Source organism: Rhodococcus sp. ARC_M6 (assembly GCF_022810305.1).
Taxonomy (GTDB): domain Bacteria; phylum Actinomycetota; class Actinomycetes; order Mycobacteriales; family Mycobacteriaceae; genus Rhodococcus_F.
Genome location: NZ_JALGQH010000026.1, coordinates 55,519 through 79,484, shown reverse-complemented (window position 1 = coordinate 79,484; position 23,966 = coordinate 55,519). Strand labels below are relative to the sequence as shown.

General features: G+C 61.7%; 27 protein-coding genes and 1 pseudogene. 13 read left to right on the top strand and 15 right to left on the bottom strand.

The features are described from left to right. Window positions 1-29: 29 nt before the first annotated feature. The gene (locus MTX36_RS22495; RefSeq protein WP_374230522.1) at window positions 30-797 is read right to left on the bottom strand and encodes a DUF3097 domain-containing protein; all 768 of its coding nucleotides are present in this window, start codon (window positions 795-797) and stop codon (window positions 30-32) included. 124 nt (window positions 798-921) lie between these two features. Between MTX36_RS22495 and MTX36_RS22490 the strand changes: the two genes are divergently transcribed. The 4 genes from MTX36_RS22490 to MTX36_RS22475 all read left to right on the top strand — a co-directional run bounded on the left by MTX36_RS22490 (window position 922) and on the right by MTX36_RS22475 (window position 5,268). Next, on the top strand, window positions 922-1,740 hold the full coding sequence (locus tag MTX36_RS22490) for a hypothetical protein (RefSeq protein WP_243621865.1): 819 nt from the start codon (window positions 922-924) through the stop codon (window positions 1,738-1,740). 601 nt (window positions 1,741-2,341) lie between these two features. After that, window positions 2,342-2,584 carry a hypothetical protein gene (locus MTX36_RS22485; protein WP_243621864.1) on the top strand — a complete coding sequence of 81 codons (243 nt, stop codon included), beginning with the start codon at window positions 2,342-2,344 and terminating at the stop codon, window positions 2,582-2,584. Between the two features lie 865 nt (window positions 2,585-3,449). Beyond that, the gene (locus MTX36_RS22480; RefSeq protein WP_243621863.1) at window positions 3,450-4,763 is read left to right on the top strand and encodes a beta-propeller fold lactonase family protein; all 1,314 of its coding nucleotides are present in this window, start codon (window positions 3,450-3,452) and stop codon (window positions 4,761-4,763) included. 274 nt (window positions 4,764-5,037) lie between these two features. Continuing rightward, window positions 5,038-5,268 (top strand): hypothetical protein, encoded by a 231-nt coding sequence (locus MTX36_RS22475; RefSeq protein WP_243621862.1) that lies wholly within the window; start codon window positions 5,038-5,040, stop codon window positions 5,266-5,268. A gap of 93 nt (window positions 5,269-5,361) precedes the next feature. Here the strand turns inward: MTX36_RS22475 and MTX36_RS22470 are convergent, their stop codons facing one another. Continuing rightward, the gene (locus MTX36_RS22470; protein WP_243621861.1) at window positions 5,362-5,706 is read right to left on the bottom strand and encodes a hypothetical protein; all 345 of its coding nucleotides are present in this window, start codon (window positions 5,704-5,706) and stop codon (window positions 5,362-5,364) included. A gap of 231 nt (window positions 5,707-5,937) precedes the next feature. On the opposite strand from MTX36_RS22470, the gene MTX36_RS22465 reads away from it, so the two are divergent. Further along, window positions 5,938-7,029, top strand: coding sequence for a metallophosphoesterase (locus MTX36_RS22465; protein ID WP_243621860.1), 1,092 nt, complete (start codon window positions 5,938-5,940; stop codon window positions 7,027-7,029). A 68-nt stretch (window positions 7,030-7,097) separates the two neighbouring features. Here the strand turns inward: MTX36_RS22465 and MTX36_RS30605 are convergent, their stop codons facing one another. Continuing rightward, window positions 7,098-7,772 carry an RNA-guided endonuclease InsQ/TnpB family protein gene (locus MTX36_RS30605; protein WP_374230521.1) on the bottom strand — a complete coding sequence of 225 codons (675 nt, stop codon included), beginning with the start codon at window positions 7,770-7,772 and terminating at the stop codon, window positions 7,098-7,100. A gap of 127 nt (window positions 7,773-7,899) precedes the next feature. Between MTX36_RS30605 and MTX36_RS22460 the strand changes: the two genes are divergently transcribed. Both MTX36_RS22460 and MTX36_RS22455 read left to right on the top strand, forming a co-directional pair. Next, window positions 7,900-8,436: a CGNR zinc finger domain-containing protein gene (locus MTX36_RS22460; protein ID WP_243621859.1), complete on the top strand. Its 537-nt coding sequence runs from the start codon at window positions 7,900-7,902 to the stop codon at window positions 8,434-8,436. Between the two features lie 51 nt (window positions 8,437-8,487). Then, window positions 8,488-8,943 carry a hypothetical protein gene (locus tag MTX36_RS22455; protein WP_243621858.1) on the top strand — a complete coding sequence of 152 codons (456 nt, stop codon included), beginning with the start codon at window positions 8,488-8,490 and terminating at the stop codon, window positions 8,941-8,943. Between the two features lie 228 nt (window positions 8,944-9,171). Here MTX36_RS22455 and MTX36_RS22450 read toward each other — a convergent pair whose 3' ends face one another. From MTX36_RS22450 to MTX36_RS22435, 4 genes are all read right to left on the bottom strand, one after another. Further along, entirely contained in the window at window positions 9,172-10,701 is a 1,530-nt protein-coding gene (locus MTX36_RS22450; RefSeq protein WP_243621857.1) for an FAD-dependent monooxygenase, read from the bottom strand. 70 nt (window positions 10,702-10,771) lie between these two features. Continuing rightward, window positions 10,772-11,938, bottom strand: a complete 1,167-nt coding sequence (locus MTX36_RS22445) for an RNA polymerase sigma factor (RefSeq protein WP_243621856.1) — start codon at window positions 11,936-11,938, stop codon at window positions 10,772-10,774. Between the two features lie 26 nt (window positions 11,939-11,964). Then, a complete protein-coding gene (locus MTX36_RS22440) occupies window positions 11,965-12,372 on the bottom strand; it encodes a YciI family protein (protein ID WP_243621855.1) in 408 nt (135 codons plus the stop codon). A 106-nt stretch (window positions 12,373-12,478) separates the two neighbouring features. Next, entirely contained in the window at window positions 12,479-12,976 is a 498-nt protein-coding gene (locus MTX36_RS22435) for a hypothetical protein (protein WP_243621854.1), read from the bottom strand. A 209-nt stretch (window positions 12,977-13,185) separates the two neighbouring features. On the opposite strand from MTX36_RS22435, the gene MTX36_RS22430 reads away from it, so the two are divergent. Next, window positions 13,186-13,863 (top strand): TetR family transcriptional regulator, encoded by a 678-nt coding sequence (locus MTX36_RS22430; RefSeq protein ID WP_243621853.1) that lies wholly within the window; start codon window positions 13,186-13,188, stop codon window positions 13,861-13,863. Then, window positions 13,860-14,780, top strand: coding sequence for a TIGR01777 family oxidoreductase (locus MTX36_RS22425; RefSeq protein ID WP_243621852.1), 921 nt, complete (start codon window positions 13,860-13,862; stop codon window positions 14,778-14,780). Before MTX36_RS22430 ends, MTX36_RS22425 begins: the two co-directional genes overlap by 4 nt. A 32-nt stretch (window positions 14,781-14,812) precedes the next feature. On the opposite strand, the gene MTX36_RS22420 is transcribed toward MTX36_RS22425, so the two are convergent. Further along, window positions 14,813-15,304, bottom strand: a complete 492-nt coding sequence (locus MTX36_RS22420; RefSeq protein WP_243621851.1) for a helix-turn-helix transcriptional regulator — start codon at window positions 15,302-15,304, stop codon at window positions 14,813-14,815. Window positions 15,305-15,380: 76 nt separating this feature from the next. Between MTX36_RS22420 and MTX36_RS22415 the strand changes: the two genes are divergently transcribed. Further along, complete coding sequence (locus MTX36_RS22415) at window positions 15,381-15,722, top strand: metallopeptidase family protein (RefSeq protein WP_243621850.1); 342 nt, start codon at window positions 15,381-15,383, stop codon at window positions 15,720-15,722. Window positions 15,723-15,785: 63 nt separating this feature from the next. On the opposite strand, the gene MTX36_RS22410 is transcribed toward MTX36_RS22415, so the two are convergent. Then, a complete protein-coding gene (locus tag MTX36_RS22410) occupies window positions 15,786-16,235 on the bottom strand; it encodes a DUF3224 domain-containing protein (protein WP_243621849.1) in 450 nt (149 codons plus the stop codon). A gap of 65 nt (window positions 16,236-16,300) precedes the next feature. Between MTX36_RS22410 and MTX36_RS22405 the strand changes: the two are divergent. Together MTX36_RS22405 and MTX36_RS22400 are read left to right on the top strand one after the other, a co-directional pair. Next, window positions 16,301-16,672, top strand: a pseudogene (locus tag MTX36_RS22405) (helix-turn-helix domain-containing protein); the annotation flags it as partial. A 108-nt stretch (window positions 16,673-16,780) separates the two neighbouring features. Continuing rightward, complete coding sequence (locus tag MTX36_RS22400; RefSeq protein ID WP_094272846.1) at window positions 16,781-17,389, top strand: transcriptional regulator; 609 nt, start codon at window positions 16,781-16,783, stop codon at window positions 17,387-17,389. Here the strand turns inward: MTX36_RS22400 and MTX36_RS22395 are convergent. After that, the gene (locus MTX36_RS22395; RefSeq protein WP_243621848.1) at window positions 17,386-18,453 is read right to left on the bottom strand and encodes a ferrochelatase; all 1,068 of its coding nucleotides are present in this window, start codon (window positions 18,451-18,453) and stop codon (window positions 17,386-17,388) included. The two genes, MTX36_RS22400 and MTX36_RS22395, sit on opposite strands and share 4 nt — an antisense overlap. An 84-nt stretch (window positions 18,454-18,537) precedes the next feature. Here MTX36_RS22395 and MTX36_RS22390 point away from each other — a divergent pair, with 84 nt between their 5' ends. Continuing rightward, window positions 18,538-19,011: a carboxymuconolactone decarboxylase family protein gene (locus MTX36_RS22390; RefSeq protein ID WP_243621847.1), complete on the top strand. Its 474-nt coding sequence runs from the start codon at window positions 18,538-18,540 to the stop codon at window positions 19,009-19,011. A gap of 87 nt (window positions 19,012-19,098) precedes the next feature. Here the strand turns inward: MTX36_RS22390 and inhA are convergent, their stop codons facing one another. The 5 genes from inhA to MTX36_RS22365 form a co-directional block, all read right to left on the bottom strand. Beyond that, entirely contained in the window at window positions 19,099-19,896 is a 798-nt protein-coding gene (gene inhA, locus MTX36_RS22385) for an NADH-dependent enoyl-ACP reductase InhA (RefSeq protein WP_243621846.1), read from the bottom strand. A 71-nt stretch (window positions 19,897-19,967) separates the two neighbouring features. Next, window positions 19,968-20,717, bottom strand: coding sequence for a 3-oxoacyl-ACP reductase FabG1 (gene fabG1 / locus MTX36_RS22380; protein ID WP_094272842.1), 750 nt, complete (start codon window positions 20,715-20,717; stop codon window positions 19,968-19,970). A 70-nt stretch (window positions 20,718-20,787) separates the two neighbouring features. Beyond that, window positions 20,788-21,768, bottom strand: coding sequence for a VWA domain-containing protein (locus MTX36_RS22375; RefSeq protein WP_243621845.1), 981 nt, complete (start codon window positions 21,766-21,768; stop codon window positions 20,788-20,790). Then, a complete protein-coding gene (locus tag MTX36_RS22370; RefSeq protein ID WP_243621844.1) occupies window positions 21,765-22,739 on the bottom strand; it encodes a DUF58 domain-containing protein in 975 nt (324 codons plus the stop codon). The genes MTX36_RS22375 and MTX36_RS22370 overlap by 4 nt, the downstream gene beginning before the upstream one ends. After that, window positions 22,736-23,917, bottom strand: a complete 1,182-nt coding sequence (locus MTX36_RS22365; protein ID WP_374230520.1) for an AAA family ATPase — start codon at window positions 23,915-23,917, stop codon at window positions 22,736-22,738. Before MTX36_RS22365 ends, MTX36_RS22370 begins: the two co-directional genes overlap by 4 nt. Window positions 23,918-23,966 lie beyond the last annotated feature (49 nt).

Genomic DNA, 23,966 nt, shown 5'->3' with positions numbered 1-23,966 from the left:
CAGAATGTGTGATCTGCGCCGTGCTCCCGTCAGTTCGGTTCGGTTACGAAGTCGACTAGTTGTTCGACGGCACCGATCAGTGGCGCTTCCAAATCCCGATAACTCTCCACGGCATTGTAGACACGTCGCCAACCCTCCTGAGGAGTTCCCCAACCGAGTTCGCGGCAGATCCCTGTCTTCCAGTCCTCACCCCGCGGAATCTTCGGCCACGCAGCGATTCCGACAGCTTTGGGCCGCACTGCTTCCCAGACGTCGATGTACGGATGACCGGTCACCAACACATTCGGACCGAGCCCCCGCGTCAACTGCGTTTCCTTCGAACCCGTGACGAGGTGATCTACCAGGACACCGACCCGTCTGCCGGGACCGGGGCCGAACTCCGCAAGCCGCTCCCCCAGATTGTCGAGACCCTCGAGGTGTTCAACCACAACACCTTCCACGCGCAAGTCGTGTCCCCACACTCGCTCCACCAGCGCCGCGTCGTGGACACCTTCCACCCAGATCCGGCTCGGCAACGCTGTACGAGCGCGTAATCCTTCGACCCGCGTCGAACCTGAAGCTGACCGCGCCGGCTTCGCCGAAGCAGCCTTGGGCGCCGGACGCACCAACGTCACCGGTGAACCGTCCATGAGGAACGCCGCCTCCCGCATCGCGAACAATCGGGTCCGTGACCGGCCGTCCTCGAGTCGCACGAAATCGCCGTCGTAGGTTCGCTCGAACCCGACTACCGCACCGCAGAACCCCGTCGCCACGTCTTCGACAACGAGGTCGCGTTCGGCCGCTACCTGGGGCGTCACACGCTTCTGGGCGCGGGTATGGCCCGCAAAAATGTCACCGTATCCATTACCGCTCACGCCGAATAACGCTAGGTCACGATGCCCGCGCGGCACAGGTTGCCACGCCGAACTAAACTCCTCTGACATGAGTTCCCCCAGCGCAACACTCACAGTGTGGGCAGCGTCATGGCTGGCCGGTGACAGTGCGCCGGACGACGTCATCGACGCACTCGCGGCGTGGGCGCCAATGCATCTGATCGGTGCCGCCGACGCCGATACTGCCGCGGCCCTCGGGCTCGGCTGGCCAGGCATCACTGACGGCGGCGCCCCGATGTTGCTCCGGGTACTACGACGCGCCGGGAACATCTCGCCGGCCGAATTGCGATTAGTCCTGCCCGCTGCCGGCGATGTCCGAGGCCTACCGGCTCGAACGGATTTTGCCGACGCAGCCTTATCCACCGGTGAAGGCGTGTTGATCGGCGAACCGGGATCCGCCGGGTTCGGTCTGGTTCCGGTTGTCGAGGGACCCGACGTTCTGAGATGGACTGTGTATTCCGTCCCGAACGTGTCCGGTCCGGCTGAACACATCGGGTTGGGTGAGGCTGAATACTCGATGCGCGAGGTCGTCCGTAATGCCGCAGCGGCGCTGCTCCAATTGCAGACGGTTCCCACGGGCACACCCACCGACGACGCTCGTGCCAAAATCGCCGAGGCCCTCTCCGAGCATGCGCATCACCGATACCCGGAATCGCTCTCGTCCCGAGCACTGCGCGTCCTCGACAGCGCCGATCAAGTTGCCGCGATATTGACTGTGGCGGAACATGATTCCACCAACGAGGCGCCGAGCGTATCTGCCATCCAGGCCCGCGAATCAATGTTGCGACCGTTGTGGGCCGCAGTCCGATCCGCCCGAATGGCAGCGGCGGCAAGCGTGGCAACCCACCACCCGGCCAGCGGGCAATAGCGCCTGCTTGTGCTCGTTTCGGTACTTCTCCGGCGGGCAGGATTTCCTGGACCGAACGGCGCATCTCCCCTGACAACGCGAAAGCGCCGACCAACGACCCATGAGGCGGCGCCAAGTAGGTTGCCGCACATGTAGCCTGGGGTTTCAGGCGAGGCAGCGTTGGGCATAAATCGACTTGCTCCTGGAGGAGGTTGTTGCTTCACTCGCGGTGGGAGTCGGCGAACTGCTCAATCCTCATAGCCGGACTGTAGCGACAGCCTCCGACACGTCCGCTGGACGAAAAGTTACCGCGCCCAGCGATTCTCGAGACAAGATCGGACGAATGCTCGAGTGTCGGCATCCTCCAGGGTCAGTACTGCTTCGTCGGATCGCGTGTAAGCTCGACCTCTTCGTCTCCGGACGGAGCAAGCGGGAGCGATGACCGATGTCAGAACACAAGCAGATGGTGCCCCCGGACTATCACCGGTGCCTTGAAACAGTCTTTTCCTCACCTGCGGCGTGCCGCGAGTTACTGGAAAGACTGGCCAAAACGAGCGATGTCGAGGTCCAGTCGCAGTGGTCGCCCTGGAGAGGTCAGCAGCCGCCGCCGTACGGACCGGATGTGAAAAAGCAGGTCCCGGCAGAAGTTCAGCTGCTAATGCTGGAGTCGACGTACGCCGGCTACCTCGCCTCGGAGCGGAGGCTGTGGCGTGAGCTGTACGCCGTCATGGGCATTCGACCGATGCAGGAGAGCACCGTCGAACTCATCTGGAGTGTGCGCATGACGATCGACCGGCTCAAAAGCCGCATCGAGCAGCTCGAACGGGCAGAGGCTGCGCCAGATCACGACAATTCCGGTGCGTGAGAACGTGACTGCGGACAGTACATCCTCAGAGCTTGCAGAGTTGATTCGTGAGAACGCCGGCATCAATCTCACGCCGATACGCGAGTTTCTGTCATCTACTGTCGGGCCCACCGGACTCCGACCACGGGTCGCGGTCCATCGATCGTGGCATCCAGCGTGGAACTCGACGACCTGACCTCCAGCAGCACCACCCACAGAGCGAAACGCGAAGAACCCCCATTTGTCGTCGGCGGCGCACCGAAAGACACGCAACCGGAGCCCCGGTCATCGCTTCGACGTTGGGTGGCCCCGCGTAAGTGACAAGAACATTCCCCTCACCCCGAACGTACCCCGGGCCACCGACTTCACCGACTTCACCGACTTCACCGACAGCTTGTACTGCATCCGCAGTAGAGAAACATACCTCCGAATCCCGCGACCGCAGTAGTCCATGCCGGTAACTCGTCGGCGGCGGCCGACACGACGAAAAGCCGTCAACACACACTCGCCCCGAAAGAGCGTGCATCCCTGCCGTACACCTACGAGACCGGGCAGTTCACATTCGAAACACTCTGCCGAAAAACAAGTTTGAAGCGATCAGCCCTGTACACGAACATCGAATCGGCGCGCACCGAGCGGGACGCCGACAGTCTCCCGGCACCCTGATCTCGCCCCGTCAGCCGATCCGGCACAGTGTCGAGATACAGCGCAGATCAGCGAAACATACCGCAGCTTCCACTATCGCCGGAGAAGCCGACACCAGGCTTCCACCCCGATACGGGCCCATTTCGTGGCGGATGTCCATTATGTTCTGGTGTGGTAGCCACCCCTCCCGTGTGACTGCTACGCACCCCGGGGTGCGGATCCCCCGGAAGGACACCCTTTTATGGCCACCATGTACCGATCGACGTCGCCGACCCGGCGAAGCCGACTCCTCGCGGGCATCGGCGCCGCCGCGATCGCACTCACCACCCTCGCCGCCGGGGCAGGACCGGCCTCCGCAGACACCGTCACCGCCACGATCCCTGCCGGTACGAATCCGATTGCGATTGCGATCACTCCCGACGGGTCCCGCGCCTACATCACCAACCAGAGCGGCACGGTGTCGGTGATCGACACCGCCACCAACACAGCCGCCGGAACCATCCCGGTCGGCACCCAGCCGCGTGGGGTGGCGATCACCCCCGACGGGACCCGCGCCTACGTCGCCAACCTCGTCAGCAGCACTGTGTCGGTAATCGACACCGCCACCAACACAGCCGCCGAGACCCTCCCGATCGGCGGGTCTCCGCACGCGGTGGCGATCACCCCCGACGGAACCCGCGCCTACGTCGCCAATTGGAACAGCGCCTCGGTGTCGGTGATCGAGACCGCCACCAACACGATCACCGGGACCGTCCCGGTCGGCGGGTCTCCGAACGCGGTGGCGATCACCCCCGACGGGACCCGCGCCTACGTCACCAACCAGGGCAGCGCATCGGTGTCGGTGATCGAGACCGCCACCAACACAGTCGCCGGGACCATTCCGGTCGGACAGAGTCCGGTCGGGGTGGCGATCACCCCCGACGGAGCCCGCGCCTACATCACCAACCAGGGCAGCGGCACGGTGTCGGTCATCGACACCGCCACCAACACAGGCGGCGAAACCATCTCGGCCGGCGCGAATCCGTACGGGGTGGCGATCACCCCCGACGGAACCCGCGCCTACATCACCAACCAGGGCAGCGCCTCGGTGTCGGTGATCGAGACCGCCACCAACACGATCATCGGGACCATTCCGGTCGGCTCGAGTCCGATCGGGGTGGCGATCACCCCCGACGGGACCCGCGCCTACGTCATCAACAACGGCAGCTACTCGGTGTCGGTAATCGCGATCGAACAGGCACCCACCCTCACCGGAACCCCCACCACCGGAGTCCTCGACCAGCCCTACAGTCACGCGTTCACCGTCACCGGCCAACCCGCCCCCACCGTGACCGTCACCATCGGCGACCTACCCGCCGGCCTGACCCTCACCGAGGCTGGGGTGCTCTCCGGAACCCCCACCGCCGTTGGAAAATTCGAGTTCACCCTCACCGCCTCCAACGGCATCGGCATCGGCACTGACGCCGTACTGCCGGTGGTCCTCGAGATCACCGACACCACCCCACCAGTCACCGGATCATTCGGCAGCCTGGGCTCGATGACCTGGAACTCCTGACCTCCAGCAGCACCGCCCACCCCGACCTGTTGGGGTGGGCGACCGCGTGCGTGACAAGAACCTTCCCCTCACCACGAACAGCGACCCTGCGCCTCATCCGACGGCGCCGCTGAACCCGGCCCGGTCGCTGATCTCTCGGCCACTGAATTTCCCGGACGAAACACCTACCGCGGCAAGCTTCCGGGACTTGCACCGGGATCCTTCACGGTAGCCGGGCACATCCCGCACTGATCGACCCGAATCTCCGACAGTGAGAACGGGGCACAAGAAATCAATGACTGAACAGAAATCGCTGCGACACTTCATCGGGTGCACTCGATTCTCTGCACCACATCTCGTCCGTCGCGGACTGACGTCACCAGCACCTGCCGGACAGGGCAAGGCAGCGCGAAGCGATGGCGCGGCCGCCGGCAGCGGCTTCACCGCCGTCGCCGGAACCGCACTGACCCACACCTTCACGGTCACCGGATCCCTCGGATCCCTGAACTCGATCTTCGGAGGCTAAGCGTTCACCCATACTGACCACGTTGCCCGCCGCCGCTCTGGTGCGGCGGGCGAAGTCGATTCGTGAACCTATCTCACCGATCCCATGCCTTCGTCAGTCCGTCACGTCGTATCCGTGTTCGGCGGATTTCGGCGCTCGCTCACCATCGAGTTCGTCGTGATCGTCACGGCCGGAAGGATTTTCGCGACGGACGAGCCGTGAGACGCTCCGCGGATTCGACTGCGCCGACGCCGATATGCCGCCAACGATCGCGCTGAAGTCGACGGCAATGCACGGTGGGTGCATCGCTCTGTTCGTTAACTTGCTGACGGGCCGATTTGCGACACCACTGAACCAGTTCTGTGCTCGCGAGAGCGCTCGTTCACGATCGTCGCGGTAGACGCTCGGCCGTTCGATGATTATCCCTGCACCTTGAGCGCCGGCGTGGGGCACGGTCAAACCCGCAGCGCCGCAAGGTGCAACGGGTAGCCGTCAAGTACTTGGATCTTCAACATCGGCTACGTCGGTGGCAGAAAGTATGAGATTTAAGTAGACGCTAAAGTGCCGGAAACAAAAGACAACAGAGTGAACGGCAGGTTAACGTCGTCATTGGCCCGGCCTTTCGAGTTGAACGGTCGTCCATATAGGGGTTTGCTTGCGAACGCACCGAACCGAATCGACCAAAGGCCTGTGATGGAGTCCAACCCGATAGATCGCCGCAAATTCTTGGCACGTGCCGCCGTCACGGGAGCAGCGATACCCGTGGCAGCGATGGCGTCGGGAACCGCGAACGCCACCGATTTCAACAATGCCGCCGCCGACAACGGCAAGTTCCCGTTTCCCACCGACAACGATCTTCGAGTGCTCCTCACCGGGGATGCCGGCACTGGTACGCCTGCACAATGGGCGGTTGCTGATGCGATCAGAGAACTACATACCCGCGAAACGCTCTCGATGGCGCTGGGGCTCGGCGACAACATTTACGAGCTCGGCCCCAACGGAGTCGACGACGGTCAGTTTGCCGCGAAATTCGAGGATCCGAACCACGGTCTCGATTTTCCGTGGGCGATGGCGTTGGGCAATCATGACAACACTGCTGTTTTTCCGGGCGACGGTGGATGGTTGTTGCGAGGGGACGACGAGGTGGCCTACCACTCTCGCTCCCGCCGTTGGTGGATGCCGAGCCGGTACTACTCGGTGCGCGTGCCGGAGGAAAATCCGGTCGTCGAGTTCTTCGTTCTGGATCTCAATCCGCTCGCAGCGTATCTGCCGCCGCTGTTTGTGCACTATTGGGCAGTGGACGGGCAGTACATGAATGAGCAACGCGCATGGCTGGACGCGGCGATCGACGCATCGCCGGCAAAGTGGAAGATCGCGTGTACCCACCATCCGTACCTGAGCAACGGATCACACGGTGATGCCGGCGAGTACGACGGCATCCCGATCGAACCGATGAACGGCGTGCACGCCAAACGGTTCTTCGAAGAACATGTAGTTGGCCGTTGCCAGTTGATCCTTTCGGGCCACGATCATTCGATGCAGGTACTCGAGCCGACTATCGAGTCGAAGGGCACCCGGCAGATCGTCTCTGGCGCGACCGCGAAGAACAGCCACGGTAAGACCGGGCCTCGGGCCGACGATCGCCGCACCCTCTTTCAAAACTTCACCGACGTCGGGTTCATGGTGATGGATCTGAACGCCGACGAGGTCCGGTTGCGGACCTACACAGTCGATATCGCGACTGGGACCTCAACTCTCGCATTCGACCGTCGCCTCGTCTGATCCATGTCGATGCACACCAGTTGACATCCTCCCCGCCCTCACGGACGAGGATTCCCCGATAGCTCACGCTACCGAGACGGTTGGTGCGGCACGCTTGCGTGACTGACACACCCGATCCCCCAAAATGCCCCGGGTTGATATTCGAAATTGAACCCACGATCACGAATGTTGATCGCAGCATTGATATCCGCATGATGCTCAAAACCGCAGCCCTGACACCGGAAAACCGCTTGACTCTCGCGATTCTCCGGACAGATATGACCACACTTCGAGCACTCCTGGGACGTGTGCGCGGCCGGAACCTCGGTGACTGACATCTTGTGGTCGAGACGTTGCGCGAACTTCCCCCAACACGAGGCAAGGATCGCCCGATTCAAACCGGACTTCGCCCGCCCACCGCTCGGCAGAAACACCCCGGCGTTGTCGGGATCCGGTTTCGGTTTCGCCCGCCGGGTCATGTTCCGGATCGGCAAATCCTCGACCGCCGCCGCCGCCGAGTACGCGTCCGCGAGGGCGGTAGTGGTCTGCTCGATCCAATCACCACGGCGATCGGCCAGCCGCAGCCGCAACCGCCCCAACTTCGCTTTCGTACGGTCCCGGTTCGCCGAACCCTTCTGCTGCCGGGAGAGACGACGTTGCAAAGCCACGAACCGACCCTGTTCCCCGGCAGAGAATCCTGGAGCATGAAACATCCGGCCGTCGCTCGTGGCCACCGAATTGCGCTTTCCGTGACCGCTCCGCATCCAGGCGAATTCTGTCGGAAAGGCCTAACACGGTGACAACACTCGATCTTTGTAGCCGACCGGGATGGAATCATCCCAACGCACTGAACAAAGAATCATCGCGCCCCAACAATGATGTAATGGCTATATGCATCTAAACCCTTACGGCGAGTATGCCGTCCTGCTTGCCGCATCTCTGGCCAACGACTGGCCATCCGACCGGGAGGGCATCGTCGAGCGGACGCGCGACTTGGGGATGACCATGGACTTCCCCCACTCCACCGTCGACGACCATGCGGTAACCCGCGCGGTCATTGACGCCTGGCTGACGGTCGTCGACGCACGTGATCCCCAAGAACGGGCTGGCTTGCTCAACAACCATATGGCATCAGCCGCTGCGTATCCGCGGCTCACAGACCACAACGACGAAGGGTGGCATCTGCACTACCGCGACCACAACCAGACACTTTCACACGTGCTGCTCGCCGTCATCAGCGTCGGGACCGCACTGCACCTCAGCACTCGAGGCATGCACCGACTCGGCAGATGCGCCGCGGGAGACGCTCCCGGTGACCTGTGCCAGAACGTCGTTGTCGACGTCACTCGCAATGGCCGCCAACGCTATTGCTCGGTTCGCTGCGCAAACCGTTCGGCCGTCCGTCGGCATCGCGCCCGCAATCAGTAGCCGACGGCTCGAAAATGCAACTATCAACACGTCAGCCGGTACAACTGACAGATGAGATCCTTCGCCTGGCGCAATCGCACCCTGATCGTTCTTGCTGTGGTGCTGGCGGTAGTCGGAGGTCTGTGGTGGACGAGAACAACGGATTTCTCGAGGACGGCTGTCGTCGCGTTCAGCCCTGGTAGCCCATTCACACCGTGGCCAGAAAATGAACAGGACTCGTCGACGGGCATTTCTATTCGAATGCGTTTCACCACCGAAGATGTACGGGAGGTCGCCGATCGAGTCGCCGAAACCTACGGCGGTTCCGGGGCAGACTACGAATCGGATCTGAGCATCACCAATGCGTCGGAGATCGCCGGAATGCTGGTAACAGCTCACGGTCGAACACCCAGTTCGGCACAACGATTGGCGAACTACGGCGCCTTCGCACTGAGCGACCTGATCAACGAGAAAACCTTGACGAACACAGGAAAACCGAACGCGACATACGTGCAGGCCACGGAGTAAGACTGCCAGATAGAGGTCAGGAATCTCTAGCGAAAGAAGCCGTAGACGCTGCTGATTCTTCCGTTCTCCAGCACCGCAACGTCCCAGCCGCGGGCCACAGGCGATTCGACTGGAGGGCCGAAGCTCCAGTAGAAGTGCGCGGGGGTGTGGTGGCTGCAGACCTCCCCGAGATGAAAGACCAGCTGCCGACTAATCAAGTTCGATCGAAAGAGTAACTGGGACAATCAATTACGAAGATTCTCCGGTCCACTGAAACAAGACTGTGCGCCATCCTTCCTTTCCCGACACTGACGTCGAGGAACCAACCCAAGCAACGTATCCGTCGGGCCGGACGAGTAGCGCCGGTCCGACGTCCGTCCGTCGCGCTTGGATGAGGAACTCTGTTCCTCCGTTGTCTATCGTCGAAATATTGTCGCGCTCGCGGATGAGGACAAACCCTGGGCGCCTTTGCAGTTCGGTTAGCCGACCCTCGTAGAGCGGAACCTCCGTGGCACGAGTTCCGACCACCTTGCTCTCCCCGGCCGCGGACGGATAGCGCAGTTCGGTGCCGGCGAAACTACCGGCGATGAGGTCGCGCAACTTCGGGATCGACAGCACTATCGACGCGAGCAGATTACGCATGACCCTGGCAGGGCGCGCGTGCACAATGACGCTGCGCATCATCAGCCCCGACTGCATAAGCACTCGCTTACCGATCGGATACCGTTCCCGCTGATAGGTATCCAGGATGGAATCGTCCGCACCGGCAAGAACCGCTCCGAGCTTCCACGCCAGGTTGACGCCATCTTGAATGCCGGTATTCATTCCCTGCGCACCCATCGGCGAGTGCACGTGCGCGGCGTCTCCCGCAAGGAAGACTCTGCCGACGCGATAGTCGCGGACCTGACGCTCATCGCAGTGGAAGCGCGAATGCCACCCCACCTCGATGACACCCACGTCATGTCCCATGGCCAGGTTCAGCACACGCACGATCTCGGCCTCGGACACCGGATCGGTATCGGGTACCTGATGATGTCGATCCCAGGTCATCGAGCGATACCAGGAACCGCTCTCATCCTCACGTCCGTAGGGAGCAAGAAATCCGAACTCGTTCGGTGTATCCCCCAAGGTCAAGCCGCTATTGTGCGGGCCGCCCGTCACCTTGACGTCGGCAAGAACCACCGACGACAGTACGGATTTACCCGGGAACTCGAGCCCGACCAGGTCGCGGACTGTGCTGTGCGCGCCGTCAGCCCCGACGACGTACGTGGCTCGCCACGTCACGTTTGAGCCAAGGTTGTCGTCGCCTCGGTGCCGAGCGGCAAGAGTGACACCCGAGCCATCCTGAGCAAGGTCGACAACTTCGATACCGCGGCGAATGTCCGCGCCCTGCTCTGCTGCGTAGCGCTCGAGAGCCTGGTCGACGTTTGTCTGCGGAGTGATCATCGCGAACTGGTAGCGAGATCGCAGGTGGGTAAGGTCCAGCTTCGCGCGGTTGAACAGCTTCACGCCGGGGGTGGTCGTGCTCGTCGCAAGTAGTTGGTCGGCCAGTCGGCGGGCGTCGAACATCTCCAGCGTGCGCGCCATTGTCGCAAAAGCGCGACTGGACGGGTTGATCGTCGGCCACCGCTCCAATACCGCTACCGAACGGCCAAGGCGCGCAAGATCTCCCGCTACCGTCATGCCTGCCGGTCCACCGCCGACCACGACTACGTCGACTTGATGGTCCGGCGTCGCACGTCGCTCCGCCGGGCTGCTGTTGTTCGGGCCTGTCGTCATCGTCGCTCCGGTTGATAGGAGTTTCGTTTGACGGGTACCCGCAAAATTAGCTTTCAGTGCGGCGGGTGTCTCACTCCCGTAGCGCTTGACTGATCCGCGCGGCCTGTCGGGTGAGGTGATGACGTTCGGCAAGGTTGGGGGCAGATCGGGCGGCATCTGCATACAACTGCGCCGCGATGAGAAGGTCACCCGCTTTCTCGTGGAGGTACGCCGAGGCTGCGATGTAACGGGGCAGGTCAGGGTTCACGACAGCGAGAGCAGCAAGACCTGCGACGGGGCCATCGGCCTCACCGATCGCGACAGCCCGGTTGAGTTGCACTACCGGACTGCCCGTGAGCCGAAGCAACTCGTCGTACCAGCCGACGATCTGCACCCAGTCAGTCTCCTCGGCACGCGGCGCGTCGGCATGCAGCGCGGCGATAGCGGCTTGGGCCTGGAACTCGCCGAGTCGGTCATGAGCCAGGGCTGCCTGCAGGATGTCGACGCCTTCGGCGATGAGTTCGGTGTTCCACAAAGAACGGTCCTGCTCGGCGAGGGGCACCAGACTGCCGTCGGGCCTGGTTCGTGCCGCGCGCCGAGCATGGTGCAATAGCATGAGCGCCAGCAGTCCCACGATTTCCTCGTCACCGACCACCGTCCCCCGCGAGCGCGACGATCCCGCCAACTGCCGGGTCAGCCGAATCGCTTCGGCCGACAGGTCGACGTCACCGGTGTAGCCCTCGTTGAAGACCAGGTAGAGCACCCGAAGCACGGTGGCCAGGTCACCGGGCTGATCAAACCGCACGTCACGGACCGTGCGTTTGGCCCGGCTGATCCTCTGCGCCATTGTTGCCTCCGGGACGAGGTAGGCCTGGGCGATCTGCCTCGTCGTCAATCCCCCGACCGCGCGCAGCGTGATTGCTACCGCGGAGGCTGGAGTCAATGACGGATGAGCGCAGAGGAAGAAGAGGTGCAACGTGTCGTCGGCAGTCTCTGTCGGTCCGGGTGCTGGCTCGAGGTCGAGTAGCCGTTCACGGTTGCGGCGGGATGCCTCGGAGCGATGGGCGTCGAGAAACTTCCGCCAAGCAACCGTGACTAACCATCCCTTCGGGTCGGACGGCGGTCGGTCCGGCCAGGTCAGCACGGCCTGGATGAGTGCTTCCTGCACGGCGTCCTCGGCCGTCGCGAAATCAACTCCGCGGCGCACGAGGATACCGATCACTGCGGGAGTCAGCTCCCGCAGCAGCATTTCGTCCATTACTCGATCTGCCCTGGCCGGCCGGGTCACTCGGTGACCGTCGGAGGTGCAGTCAGGAACGGGCGAATCTCGAGCCACTCGTGAATCGGCTTGCCGCCCGCTCCGGGGGCGGCTGACAGCTCGCCTGCGAGCTCGAGTGCCCGCTCGTAGGTGTCAACGTCGATGACCATCCAGCCGGCGATCAGGTCCTTGGTCTCCGCGAAGGGTCCGTCAGTGACCGGCGGCCGACCCTCCCCGTCGTAACGGACGAACGTGCCCTGGGGCGAGAGTGCCTGGCCGTCGACGAACTCGCCCGTAGTCTCGAGTCGCGTGGCGAAATCGGACATGTATTTCATGTGGTCCTCAATTTCGCCCGGTGTCCATTGGTCCATCGGGACATCGTTGACGGCCTGGGGAGCGCCGCGGTAATGCTTGAGTAGCAGGTACTTTGTCATGCTGATCTCCTTGGTGTGTGCGGCCCTAGTTGCCGCGTCTACCCCTGGAACGGAGCCGCTAGGCCGTTCTCGACATCCTCGCGAGCCAACTGTGAAGCCCATTCACTCAAAGCACGATGACAGCTTCGATCGGGGGTGCGGAGATGTGGGGAGTGGCGGTGCTCAACCAGAATCGGACGCGTCCGACGCCTGACGCGACAGTGGCCGCGTTGCCTGAGGATTGGTAGCGATCTGGGCGGCTGTCCATCGGATACACCGTTCGACTGCCAGACCCGCCCGTATCGAGATTTTCCCAATTCACGGTGACCGGAATCAAGCATGACGTCAGTTGATGCGGAGCACCCTGCAGTTCCGTAGGTACGTAGAACTCCGGTGACAGCAAGATGTACGCCTCAGCGCCCGGCCATCCAGTGGTCAGACCCACCGTCATGGGGATGCGTGCCACGCCGCATCGTGCGACATCGTCGGCTACCGCCCAGGTGTCGCCGGCCTGAACTGGCCCCGGAGCGGCGGCACCTGACCCCGAACCGATCACCGCTGCGAGCGCGACTACTGCGGAAACGACCGCAATTCGGCCCGCGGACAATACTTTTGGTGCCAACATAGGTCTCCTCGGATTCAGCAGATTACCGTCGTGAACCACTATCCCGCGACTCGGCAATATCCCGAGGAATAAACATCACCATTCGCAATGGAAACGTAATCGAGTCTCTGTCGCTGCTAGTTGTCTGAGCGCGGCGGCGATCATCAATTGAACGTGTTCAACTCCCAGGCGTATGTTGAAATTGAACACGTTCAAATGAGGGAGCCGTCATGAGCGATCGTGGGATCGAGACACGGGAAAAGCTGGTCGAGACGGCACTACGACTCTTCCGGGACGACGGATTCCAGGCGACGACCATGCGCCGGATCGCGACCGAGGCCGGCGTCTCGCTCGGTAACGCCTACTACTACTTCGCAGGCAAGGACGAACTCGTCAACGAGCTGTACGTGGTCATTCAGCGCGATCACCGTGACCGGGCGCTTCCACTCCTGCGCGACGGTGGTTCGCTCGAGGAAAATCTCGAGACCGTTCTGCACGCCGGTCTGGATGTCATGAGTCCATATCACGGCTTCGGCGGCTCATTCCTGCAGATTGCCCTACCGTCCACATCCCGATCCAGCCCGTTTTCAGTCGAGTCGACCGAGGCGAGAGACATGGCGATCGATCTGATGCGGCAGGTTCTGACAGCCTCGAAGCAACGGACGCCACCATCCTTGGAAACGCAGCTCCCCACACTGCTGTGGCTGACGTATCTGGGCGTAACTTTGCACTGGGTTACCGACTCGTCTCCTGGTCAGACGCGTACCCACACTCTGGTCAACGGTCTTGTCCCCGTCGTCGCGAAGGCAATCAAGCTCGCCCGATTGCCAGTAGCCCGTGGCCTGATCGGCGACATCGCGAAGCTGATTGCCAATACCACTGCTAGAGAACAGGTTACAAAGCCATGAACCACGTCGTTATTTGCGGAGCGTCGGGTTACATCGGGCAGCAACTCCGTGATGCGCTCGAAGCGATCGGAATGGAGGTCCGGACCATCGGCCGGGGAGGCTCGAGCGATGCCGTCTGGTCCGACGAGCAAGGGGTCGTCGACCTTCTGAACGGCGCAGATCTGGTGGTCAACCTTGCCGGACGCTCCGTGAGCTGCCGGTATAACAAGCGCAATGCCGATGAGATCTTCTCATCGCGGGTGGAAACAACAGCACAACTTGGTCGCGCGCTGGCACGTACGTCGCAGCCGCCCTCACTGTGGGTGAATGCCAGCACCGGCACGATCTATCGAGACGCGCGTGATCGGCCGATGGACGAGAAGTCCGGTGAACTGGGGAAAGGATTCTCCGTCGCAGTCGCCCGGGCCTGGGAACAGGAACTTTTCGATGCACCCACGCCTGTACGGAAGGTGGCGCTACGTATGTCGATCGTGCTCGGCGCCGGCGGCGGGGCGATCAACCCACTCATCAATCTGGCTCGGATGGGCTTCGGCGGAAAAATGGGCGATGGCCGGCAGATGTTCAGCTGGGTGCACATCGATGATGTCGTTCGCTCGATCACCCACATTGCCGAACATCAGGACATCGCTGGTCCAGTCAACGTCGCGACGCCCTTCCCCGTGACCAATGACGAAATGATGCGTGAGGTGCGGGCGACACTGGGTCGAAGGCGTGGGTTGCCGACACCCAGTTGGATGTTGCAGTTCGGCGCACGGATCATCCGCACCGAGACTGAACTTGTACTCAAGAGCCGATGGGTCGAGCCGGGAGTGCTCGCTGACACGGGATTTCAGTTCAAGTTTCCGACGCTGGATTCGGCGCTCGAGCAGATCGCTCGAGAGACTCCGCGTGGCCTGCTGCCGGTAGCTCTGGGCTGAGCGTCAGGCACGACTCCCCGCCAGGAGAGCAGCTATCCGGTCGGCTTGTGATTGATCGCGATATGCCGGTCGATTCGGATGTGCTCGTCCAACGTCGGGTAGCGCAGGCCCGTGTCCTGCCCGTACCCCTGGGGTCGCAGCCACGCCAGAACATCGCCCCAGAACCAGATACCTCCGGCCACGGAGTTGTAGGGAACAGGGAAGGGCGTCGACGCCTGTCTTACTCCGCGCACCCACTGCCCCACTGCCTGCCTCGTCACTCCGGCTCGGTCGGCGATGTCCTGCCTCGAGACTAGGTCCGGATGGGTCCGCTCCGGCCTTACGCCTTCGCCGACGAGTTGGTCGACGAGAGTGATCGCGGTGGTAGCAGCCCGCATGCCTTCTGCTGCGAGGGTCAGCAGTTGAAGGCCTTTGCGCTCTTCTACCCTGCCTCCCAAGGTGTTTGCGAGCATCTGCTCCTGCGAGAGGGTCAGCAAGGGAATGATGAAAGTGAATTCGTAACGCTGGTACAGATCGTCGGCCACTCCACCAACTTAGCCGTACGCTGCACTGTTTCCAGATGGACACACCAATAACGCCTGGCACCCGCACAATGGGCTAATGATCGAAGTGGAAGACGCGCGGTTCGAGGAGATGGTCAAGCGAGCCTTGGATGGTTTGCCGCCGAAATTAGGCCGCGAAATGGCCAATGTTGCTGTCACCGTCCAACTCGAGGGGGGGCGGCCCGGATTGCTCGGCCTGTACCAAGGCATTCCCCTCACCAAGCGAACAACGACGTACGCGGGTGTGCTTCCGGATCGCATCACGATCTACCGTCGTTCGATCTGTTCGATCTGCAACACCGAGGACGACGTCATCGAGCAGGTACGACGCACGGTGATCCACGAAATCGGCCACCACTTCGGGATCGGGGATCCGCGACTGCGCGAACTAGGTTGGTAACCACAGTGCCACAAAGCGACCAAATGGTATCCATTGACGGACGTTGCAAGTGCGACAAATCGGTTACTCCTTTCGCTCGATTTCGTAGGACAGAACGAACTGATAGCCACCGTCACTGTGTCCGGCGATAGACAGCTCTGCAACGCCGCGTAGGTCGACCAATCCCCCGGTTCCCAGACCCGGCACTACCTCTACCCGCGCCGACACCGCTCCTTGATCTTGACTACCGATGTGCTGAAACACGCACGTTCCCTCATGTCCACCGATCGAACCCTCGAACCGCTCGAGTCCGAGAACGGGAGCAGCATCCGCCTTGTAGGCAATCAGATAGACCAATGTGCTGGTTCCTTCGAGGTCGCCGGTGTACGAATAGCTCACGGCAGCTTGGGTAACACCGCGCTTTGGGTAGTAGGCGTCGCCGGCAGTCGTCCCGGTTCCGTCGATGTCCGTGACCAGGGATTCAGACCAGGACGCGATGGAAAACTTGGCTTGCGCGCTCTCTGAGAAGTTCATGTCCAAAACTCTAAGTGCCTGACAGACGAGGTTTCTTGAACAAATGCGACACGTATTCTGAACGAAACGCCTTCGAGCGGTATCTCCTGCGGACCAATCCAGTTCCCGATCCCAAGAGTCGCGAGGTGAACGCCCTGGTTACCGAAGCCCACAACAACCAGGCCATAGTCCGAGCCGACCAACTCGCGACTCATGCCGGCTACAGTCTCCGCACCTTGCAGCGGTTATTCACCGACTACGTCGGCGTCGGGCCAAAATGGGTAATTCAACGGTTCCGTATTCTCGACGTGGCCGGTGTCGCCCATTCCGGTGACCGGGTCGATTGGTCTGAGCTTGCCTACTCACTCGGCTTCAGCGACCAGGCTCATCTGACACGCGCCTTCACCCACGTCGTCGGAACACCGCCAGCGACCTACCGACGCGAACGTACGGGGTGACATCAAACTCACCTAGAGGCCGAAAATTAGCTAGAGGTTGATAATCGGCGACTAGTGATGTCAGCTGTACCAACACACCGCAATAACTGAACACTTACAGGAGTTCGCATGGTCAACCTGATCCAGATCGACCCAGCCGTCCCGGCAACATACGCGATGAGCCGACAGAAGGCTGCCGAATTCTTGGGCATCTCGGTGGACAGCGTGGGTTTCCTTCTCAAATCCCGCTACCTCCCGGACCTCGACGCCCGTCGTCTCCTGTCGATGGCGGGCCAGCCGTGGCTCTACAGCGACGGCGATTACCCCGTCCTGCAACAGGGCGCTTCGGAACATGCACCCAAGAAGTTGGTCCCGCCGCGTAAGTACATCGGCGAGAGTGCAGCCCACTCCGACATCGAATGCGTCGAAGCAAACCAGGGCGTCTGGGCCGGATTCAACGTCGACCATGTTCTGGCCGCGCGTTTCCTTCCCGTCACGCTGCGCAAGTTCCCTGTCTCCGTCCTTCAGATCCACGAAGCGAACAGCGCCGACGAAGAGAGGGTGTCGTTTGTCGCTACCCTCGCGGGCCGTGTCCGCGAACTGGGAGCGCCGCACCTCAACTACATCGACAAGTCGCTGAGCGCCGAAGATCAGGAGATCGTCAGGACTCTCCTGACTTCACGCAGCACCTCGACGGTGCCCGGTCCGTGCGGAAAGCTCAAGCAGCCCAACGCTTAACGAGAAGGCCTCTGCACTGTTGCGCAGCAGTTGATTGCGCAGGAGACACCGTTGGTGGTTCCGCCCAGCAACGGCTCGTTCCCCAGTCGCAGAGGCCTTTCACCGTTCACCAACTCCGCGATAAGCGTCGGCACCAACTGAGCAAAACGCTGATCTCGGCCGGGTGTCGCAGCGCGTACAAAGTCCAGACCCAGTTCTGCCGCTTTATCTTTGGCCTCGGTATCGAGATCCCACACCACTTCGAGGTGGTCGGATACAAATCCGACCGGACAGACGATCACGGCGCGAACGTCCTTGGTGGACAACACTTCCAGGTGATCGCAGATGTCAGGATCAAGCCACGGAACCTGCGGCGGGCCAGATCGCGATTGCCACACCAGATCAAAATCGTCGACACCCGCGGCCTGCGCGACGAGTCGTGCAGCCTCCGCGACTTGACGGCTGTACAGGTTGCCGCCGAGTTCCGGCGGTCCGGCATTCTTGTCAGCAGCGATCGGCACCGAATGTGCGGTGAACACCAAGCGAGCGCCATCGCGCGTAGCTTCCGGCAAGGATGCTCGCGCTTCGCGCACTCCGTCGGCAAAAGCGCCGATGAACAGCGGATGGTCGTAATACTGGCGAAGTTTCGTGAGCGTAGGCGCGCCCTCGCCGACCGCAATCCGGGCGCGAGAAATGTCCTCGTGATACTGACGGCACCCCGAGTAACCGCCCCAGGCCGACGTCGCAAACACTGCTGCGTTGCGAATGCCGTCGTCGCGCATTTTTGCGACAGTGTCCTCGACCATGGGATGCCAATTGCGATTACCGAAGTAGATCGGCAATTCCAGCCCTGCACTGGCCAGTTCCGATTCAACCCGCTCGATCAGGTCTCGGTTGAGCTCGTTGATGGGTGAGACACCACCGAAATGCATGTAGTGCTCAACCACAGCGTCGAGACGCTCCGGCGGTACTCCCCTTCCACGCGTGACATTTTCGAGGAAAGGCCTGACGTCTTCAGGTTTCTCGGGACCGCCGAACGACAACACGAGAAGAGCATCGAACGAGGTGTCCACACTGGCGGTCATGTGTTCAATCTTGCGTGATGCCGTTATCCGGGAGAAATCCGGGTACTCGAGCCATGGCGATTGAACGGCCATGAGGAGGAACATATGAGCACCACCGAGAGCCAATTGCACTCCACACAGCGACTATCCATCCAAGAGGTGGACCCCGAGGCCTACAAAGGCATGCTCGCCATCGAAAAATACATCCACTCCGGCGACCTCGAACCCAAAACCATCCATCTGCTCAAGATCCGCGCCTCACAACTCAACGGCTGCGCCTACTGCTTGGACATGCACGCCACCGAGGCGCGAAAAGACGGCGAAGACCAACGTCGACTGGACGTGGTGTCCGCCTGGCGGGAGGCGAAATCGTGGTTCAGTGAGCCGGAGCAGGCCGTCCTGGAATTCACGGAACAAGTGACGCTGATCGGGCAATGTGGGGTATCGGATGAGGTCTGGGCACGCGTGAAGGCGTCGTACACCGACAGTCAGGTAGTCCGACTGTTGATGGCAGTCTCAGCTATCAATGTCTGGAACAGGCTGGCAATCTCGACGCATCAGAAACTGCCCGCCCTGTAGTCCCAGGATCCACACATCGCGCAGGAGGTTCGTCTTCGCTGGGAAGTAGTACATCCCAGCGAAGACGAACCAAAGAAACTGCCTGTATCAGCCAACCATCGCGTGGAAGCCACCGTCGACGTAGATGATCGACGCGGTGGTACCGGGCAGCCAATCCGAGAGAACGGTGCACACGGTCTTGGCGACGGGCTCGCGGTCGTCGACATCCCAACCGATGGGTGCAGCGGCGTCCCACGCAGTGTTCAGCTTGTCGAGCTCAGCACCCGGGCCGGTACTGTCGCCGGCGATAGCCTTGGCTGCGAGAGTCTTGATCGGGCCGGAAGACACCAGGTTGGAGCGAATGCCTCGCACACCGACCTCCTTGGCCACGTACCGGTTGACAGCCTCGAGAGTGGCCTTGGAGACGCCCATCCAGTTGTAGAACGGCATCGCGCGTGCCGGATCGAAATCCATGCCGACGATGGACCCGTTGTCGTTGAGCACCGGCATCAGGGCCTTGGCCAATGCACTGTACGAGTAGGCGGAAACCTCCAGCGCCACAGCCACATCGGACCACGGTGCATCCATGAACGGACTGCCCAGGCACGAACGGGGTGCAAAGCCGATGGAATGGACGACACCGTCGATACCCTCGGGTGCCAACTCGCGGACGCGATCAGCCAGGGTGGCGAGATCCTCGGGGTTCTGAACGTCGAGAGAGATCGCGGGCGGCACCGGCTGCGGCAGACGCTGAGCGATGCGGTCGATCAGGCGCAGACGATCGAATCCCGTGATCAGCACCTTGGCACCCTGTTCCTGCGCGACCTTGGCCACGTGGAACGCGATAGACGCATCGGTGATGATGCCGGTGACAAGAATGGTCTTACCCTCGAGCAAACCGCCCATGAGTTGTCCTCCTGAAGTGAGACGAAACGAAGAATGGAAAGTGTGAAGACGCCAGAGCTAGTGCCGCATAGCTAGTGACCCATACCCAAGCCGCCGTCGACAGGAATGACCGCACCCGAGACGTAAGCCGAATCATCGGAAGCGAGGAAACTGACTACTGCCGCAACGTCTTCCGGCTTTCCAGTGCGCTGCAGCGGGATGAACTCGGTGGCCTTGTCCTTGACGTCGTCGCCCAGAGCAGCCGTCATATCCGTCTCGATGAAGCCGGGAGCGACAACATTTGCGGTGATCGAGCGGGAGCCCAGTTCACGCGTCAGTGAACGCGCGATGCCGATGATGCCTGCTTTGGACGCAGCGTAGTTGACCTGGCCGGCTTGACCGGCCATGCCGACGACGGAGCCGAGAAAGATGAACCTGCCGAAACGCGCACGTAGCATCGAACGCGTCGCACGCTTGGAGAGGCGGAACGTGCCGGTGAGGTTCGCGTCCAGGACGCTGGTGAACTGCTCTTCGCTCATCCGCATGATCAAGGTGTCGTCGGTGACTCCGGCGTTGGCGACGATGACCTCGACGGGTCCCTGATGCGCCTCGACCTCTTTGAATGCACGGTCGATCGACTCGGTATCGGTGACGTCGCAGACGACGCCGAACAGGCCTTCGGGGACACCGGATCCGCGGTGCGTGACCGCTACCTTGTGCCCGTCGGCTGCCAGGCGCTGAGCTACAGCCAAGCCGATGCCGCGGTTGCCGCCGGTGACGAGAACTGAGCGCGGAGTCGTGACGGTCCGTTCGGACACCACAGGGGTGGAGGGGGTAGACATGGCGATCAACCTATCAATTCTGCGAGGGCCGAGTACCGGCAATTGACGGACAGTGAGGAACAGTTCGTGACTACGGCAGTCGCTGGCGGGTTACCAGAGCGACTATCAAACCCGCAGTGGCAAACAAAACTCCGAGGATCAGCCACGGCTTGCTGGCATCGCCGCGAGTGGTCTCGAAACCGATCTGCTCTTCGAGCGTGTCGTAGACGTCGCGCAACTCTTCGAGGCTCGACGCTGTGAAAAAACTTCCGCCGGACAGATTCGCGATTTCCTTGAGCGACGCATCGTCGACGGGAACCGGAATTCGATCACCTTCGATCTCGACACGGCCGTACGTCGTGCCGAACGAGATCGTGGAGATCGGAACGCCCTTGTCCTTGGCCTGACGGGCTGCGGTGAATCCGCCACGCGGGTCGTCCTCACCTTCGGGGACGGTCTGCTTGCCGTCGGACAACAGCACGATTCGGGCCGGCGGCGCCTGATCACTGCCACCGAGGACGGCAGCCAACGTCTCGATCGACTGCAACGACGTGAAGATCGCTTCGCCGGTCGCCGTCCGCTCACTGAGCTTGAGGTTGTCGATGGCAATCTTGGTTGCATCTCGATTTGTCGTGGGAGACACCAGGACTGATGCCGTGCCGGCAAACGCGACCAACCCGAGATTGATGCCAGGTGTCAGACCGTCGGCAAACGACTTGGCGGCTTCTTGCGCCGCGGCAAGGCGAGTCGGTTCGACGTCGGTGGCCTGCATCGACAGAGACACGTCGATCACGAGGATCACGGTGGCGCGGTTCCGCGGAACCTTCTTGTCTGCAGTCGGACCAGCCAACGCCACGGTGAAGAACACCAACGAGATCACCATCAAGATGGCAGAAACGTGGCGCCACCTGCCGGGACGCGACGGCGCCACCTTCTCCAGAAGCGCAAAATTCGTGAACTTCATTGTGTGCTTCTGCCGTTGTTTCTGCACAACGACGTAACCGACCACCAACGCGATGACAACAGCCAGGAACAGCAGCCACCACGGCGCAGTGAATTGCGAAAGACTCACGAACGAACTCCCCCAGATCCGGCGCCGGCACCATACGTGTGGCGGCGAGCCGAGATGAATCGAACAACGTCGGCGATCCAGTCACGATCGGTATGTAGCGACATCAGCGGTGCCCCACACCGGCGCAATGCCTGCTGAACCTCGACGCGATGCTCCGCCGCAGCGCGCGCAAAATCTGCACGCAACTGCGGAGTAGTCGAAAACTCGCGTGTCCGGCCGGACTCCGGATCATGCAAAACCACATCACCGACATCGGGCAACTCGAGATCGCGCGGATCGACAACCTCGACGCCGAGCACGTCGTGGCGACCGGAGATTGCGCGCAACGGTCGTTCCCAATCCGTGGGTCCGAGGAAGTCGCTGATCACCACTGCCAACCCGCGACGACGCTGTGGGCGACGCAATGCCTCGATCGCGCCCACCAAATCTCCGCGCACCCCGTCCGGAGCATGCGGTGTCGTGGCGATCTTGCGAAGCATCGCCTGAGCATGAACACGACCACCACGAGCCGGAATCCGCGTCATCTGTTCACCCGTGGAAATGATCGCTCCGACGCGATTGCCACCCGAACTCGTCAGATGGGTCACCGCAGCAGCGGCAGCAACAACCAAATCGCGCTTCTCACAGCCCGCGGTACCGAAATCGAGGCTCGCGGACAAGTCGATCACCAGCCATGTCTCGAGTTCCCGGTCCGCCACCGACTGCCGCACATGCGGATGCGTCGTACGAGCCGTGACGGACCAATCCATTTGCCGCACATCGTCACCGGGCTGATACTCGCGAGCCTCACCAGGTTCGGAACCAGGCCCCGGGATCAGACCGAGATGATCGCCGTGCAATACGCCGTCAAGACGTCGACGAACCGTCAACTCGAGCGTCCGCAAAGCTGCGGTCAATCGTGGATCACGAAGTTCACCGGACTCGAACGACGGCGGTGCGCCCGCATGTCCGGGAAGGTGACTTTCGGTCACTGCGGGCGACTCATCGGATCAGGACTCATGACCGGTGCGCCGTTCCCCTGACCGTTGACGCTGACCGGCGGAGTGAATTGCGGTGCAGGCACGCCCTGCTGGGGTTGCTGCGGTCCTGCCACCGTCGGCACTGGGCGTGCAGCGATCTGTGGCAAACCGACAGTCTGCAATACCCGCGCGATGACGGCGTCGGGAGTGACTTCGTCAGCCAAAGCGTCGTAGGACAGCACAAGGCGGTGACGCAAAACGTCCGGGATGACCTCGACGACGTCCTGGGGCACAACGTAATCACGGCCCCGAACAAATGCGAGTGCACGTGAGGCGGCGATGATGCCGAGTGTCGCACGCGGCGATGCTCCGTACGCGATCCAACCGGCGACGTCGTCCAAACCGAACTCGCGGGGCGTACGGGTGGCAGCGATGACACGAACCACGTAGTCGACCAACGCGTGATGGACAAAAACGCTACTCGCGACGCGTTGGAGGCGAACCAATTCTTCGGGTCCGAGGATCTGGTGCGGTTCCGGTGCCGCGACGCCCATCCGATAGACGATTTCGCGTTCTTCCTCGATCGTCGGGTAATCGACCAGGATTTTGAACAGGAAGCGGTCACGCTGCGCTTCGGGAAGCGGGTAGACGCCCTCGTTCTCGATGGGGTTTTGCGTTGCCATCACCAGAAATGGGTCCGGCATGTGGTAACGCTTGCCGCCGATGGAGACGTGGCGCTCAGCCATGACCTCGAGCAAAGCCGACTGCACCTTGGCGGGCGCACGGTTGATTTCGTCGGCAAGGACGAAGTTCGCGACGACGGGGCCGAGTTCGGTATCGAACTCTTCACGTCCCTGACGGTAAATGCGAGTACCGATCAAGTCGGTAGGCACGAGGTCCGGAGTGAACTGCACGCGAGAGAAGGAACCGCCGACCACCTTCGCGAAGGTTTCGACGGCCAGCGTCTTGGCCACGCCGGGCACACCTTCGAGAAGCACATGCCCCTTGGCCAACAGGCCGACGAGTATCCGCTCGACCAGACGATCCTGACCGACGATGACACGTTTGACCTCGTAGATCGCTCGTTCCAAAGTCTGCACGTCGGCAGCGAGAGACGGCGCTACCCCGCCAGTAGTTCCACTCGCTTTGTCTACGTCGACCGATCCGATCGAATCTTCACGTGAGGTCACCAAGAATCCATCGCTTTCACCTAGAAAAGTTCCGACAGTAACGCGTTCC

What these genes read in the sequence shown, in the direction of transcription:
- MTX36_RS30605 (WP_374230521.1), bottom strand. Translation starts at nt 7,772, where the DNA reads ATGCGGAGCGGTCACGGAAAGCGCAATTCGGTGGCCACGAGCGACGGC.
- inhA (WP_243621846.1), bottom strand. Translation starts at nt 19,896, where the DNA reads ATGGGCGGTTTGCTCGAGGGTAAGACCATTCTTGTCACCGGCATCATC.
- MTX36_RS22390 (WP_243621847.1), top strand. Translation starts at nt 18,538, where the DNA reads ATGAGCACCACCGAGAGCCAATTGCACTCCACACAGCGACTATCCATC.
- MTX36_RS22445 (WP_243621856.1), bottom strand. Translation starts at nt 11,938, where the DNA reads ATGGACGAAATGCTGCTGCGGGAGCTGACTCCCGCAGTGATCGGTATC.
- MTX36_RS22410 (WP_243621849.1), bottom strand. Translation starts at nt 16,235, where the DNA reads ATGAACTTCTCAGAGAGCGCGCAAGCCAAGTTTTCCATCGCGTCCTGG.
- MTX36_RS22455 (WP_243621858.1), top strand. Translation starts at nt 8,488, where the DNA reads ATGAGATCCTTCGCCTGGCGCAATCGCACCCTGATCGTTCTTGCTGTG.
- MTX36_RS22440 (WP_243621855.1), bottom strand. Translation starts at nt 12,372, where the DNA reads ATGACAAAGTACCTGCTACTCAAGCATTACCGCGGCGCTCCCCAGGCC.
- fabG1 (WP_094272842.1), bottom strand. Translation starts at nt 20,717, where the DNA reads ATGTCTACCCCCTCCACCCCTGTGGTGTCCGAACGGACCGTCACGACT.
- MTX36_RS22430 (WP_243621853.1), top strand. Translation starts at nt 13,186, where the DNA reads ATGAGCGATCGTGGGATCGAGACACGGGAAAAGCTGGTCGAGACGGCA.
- MTX36_RS22435 (WP_243621854.1), bottom strand. Translation starts at nt 12,976, where the DNA reads ATGTTGGCACCAAAAGTATTGTCCGCGGGCCGAATTGCGGTCGTTTCC.
- MTX36_RS22400 (WP_094272846.1), top strand. Translation starts at nt 16,781, where the DNA reads ATGGTCAACCTGATCCAGATCGACCCAGCCGTCCCGGCAACATACGCG.
- MTX36_RS22480 (WP_243621863.1), top strand. Translation starts at nt 3,450, where the DNA reads ATGGCCACCATGTACCGATCGACGTCGCCGACCCGGCGAAGCCGACTC.
- MTX36_RS22450 (WP_243621857.1), bottom strand. Translation starts at nt 10,701, where the DNA reads ATGACGACAGGCCCGAACAACAGCAGCCCGGCGGAGCGACGTGCGACG.
- MTX36_RS22395 (WP_243621848.1), bottom strand. Translation starts at nt 18,453, where the DNA reads ATGACCGCCAGTGTGGACACCTCGTTCGATGCTCTTCTCGTGTTGTCG.
- MTX36_RS22460 (WP_243621859.1), top strand. Translation starts at nt 7,900, where the DNA reads ATGCATCTAAACCCTTACGGCGAGTATGCCGTCCTGCTTGCCGCATCT.
- MTX36_RS22425 (WP_243621852.1), top strand. Translation starts at nt 13,860, where the DNA reads ATGAACCACGTCGTTATTTGCGGAGCGTCGGGTTACATCGGGCAGCAA.
- MTX36_RS22415 (WP_243621850.1), top strand. Translation starts at nt 15,381, where the DNA reads ATGATCGAAGTGGAAGACGCGCGGTTCGAGGAGATGGTCAAGCGAGCC.
- MTX36_RS22490 (WP_243621865.1), top strand. Translation starts at nt 922, where the DNA reads ATGAGTTCCCCCAGCGCAACACTCACAGTGTGGGCAGCGTCATGGCTG.
- MTX36_RS22475 (WP_243621862.1), top strand. Translation starts at nt 5,038, where the DNA reads ATGACTGAACAGAAATCGCTGCGACACTTCATCGGGTGCACTCGATTC.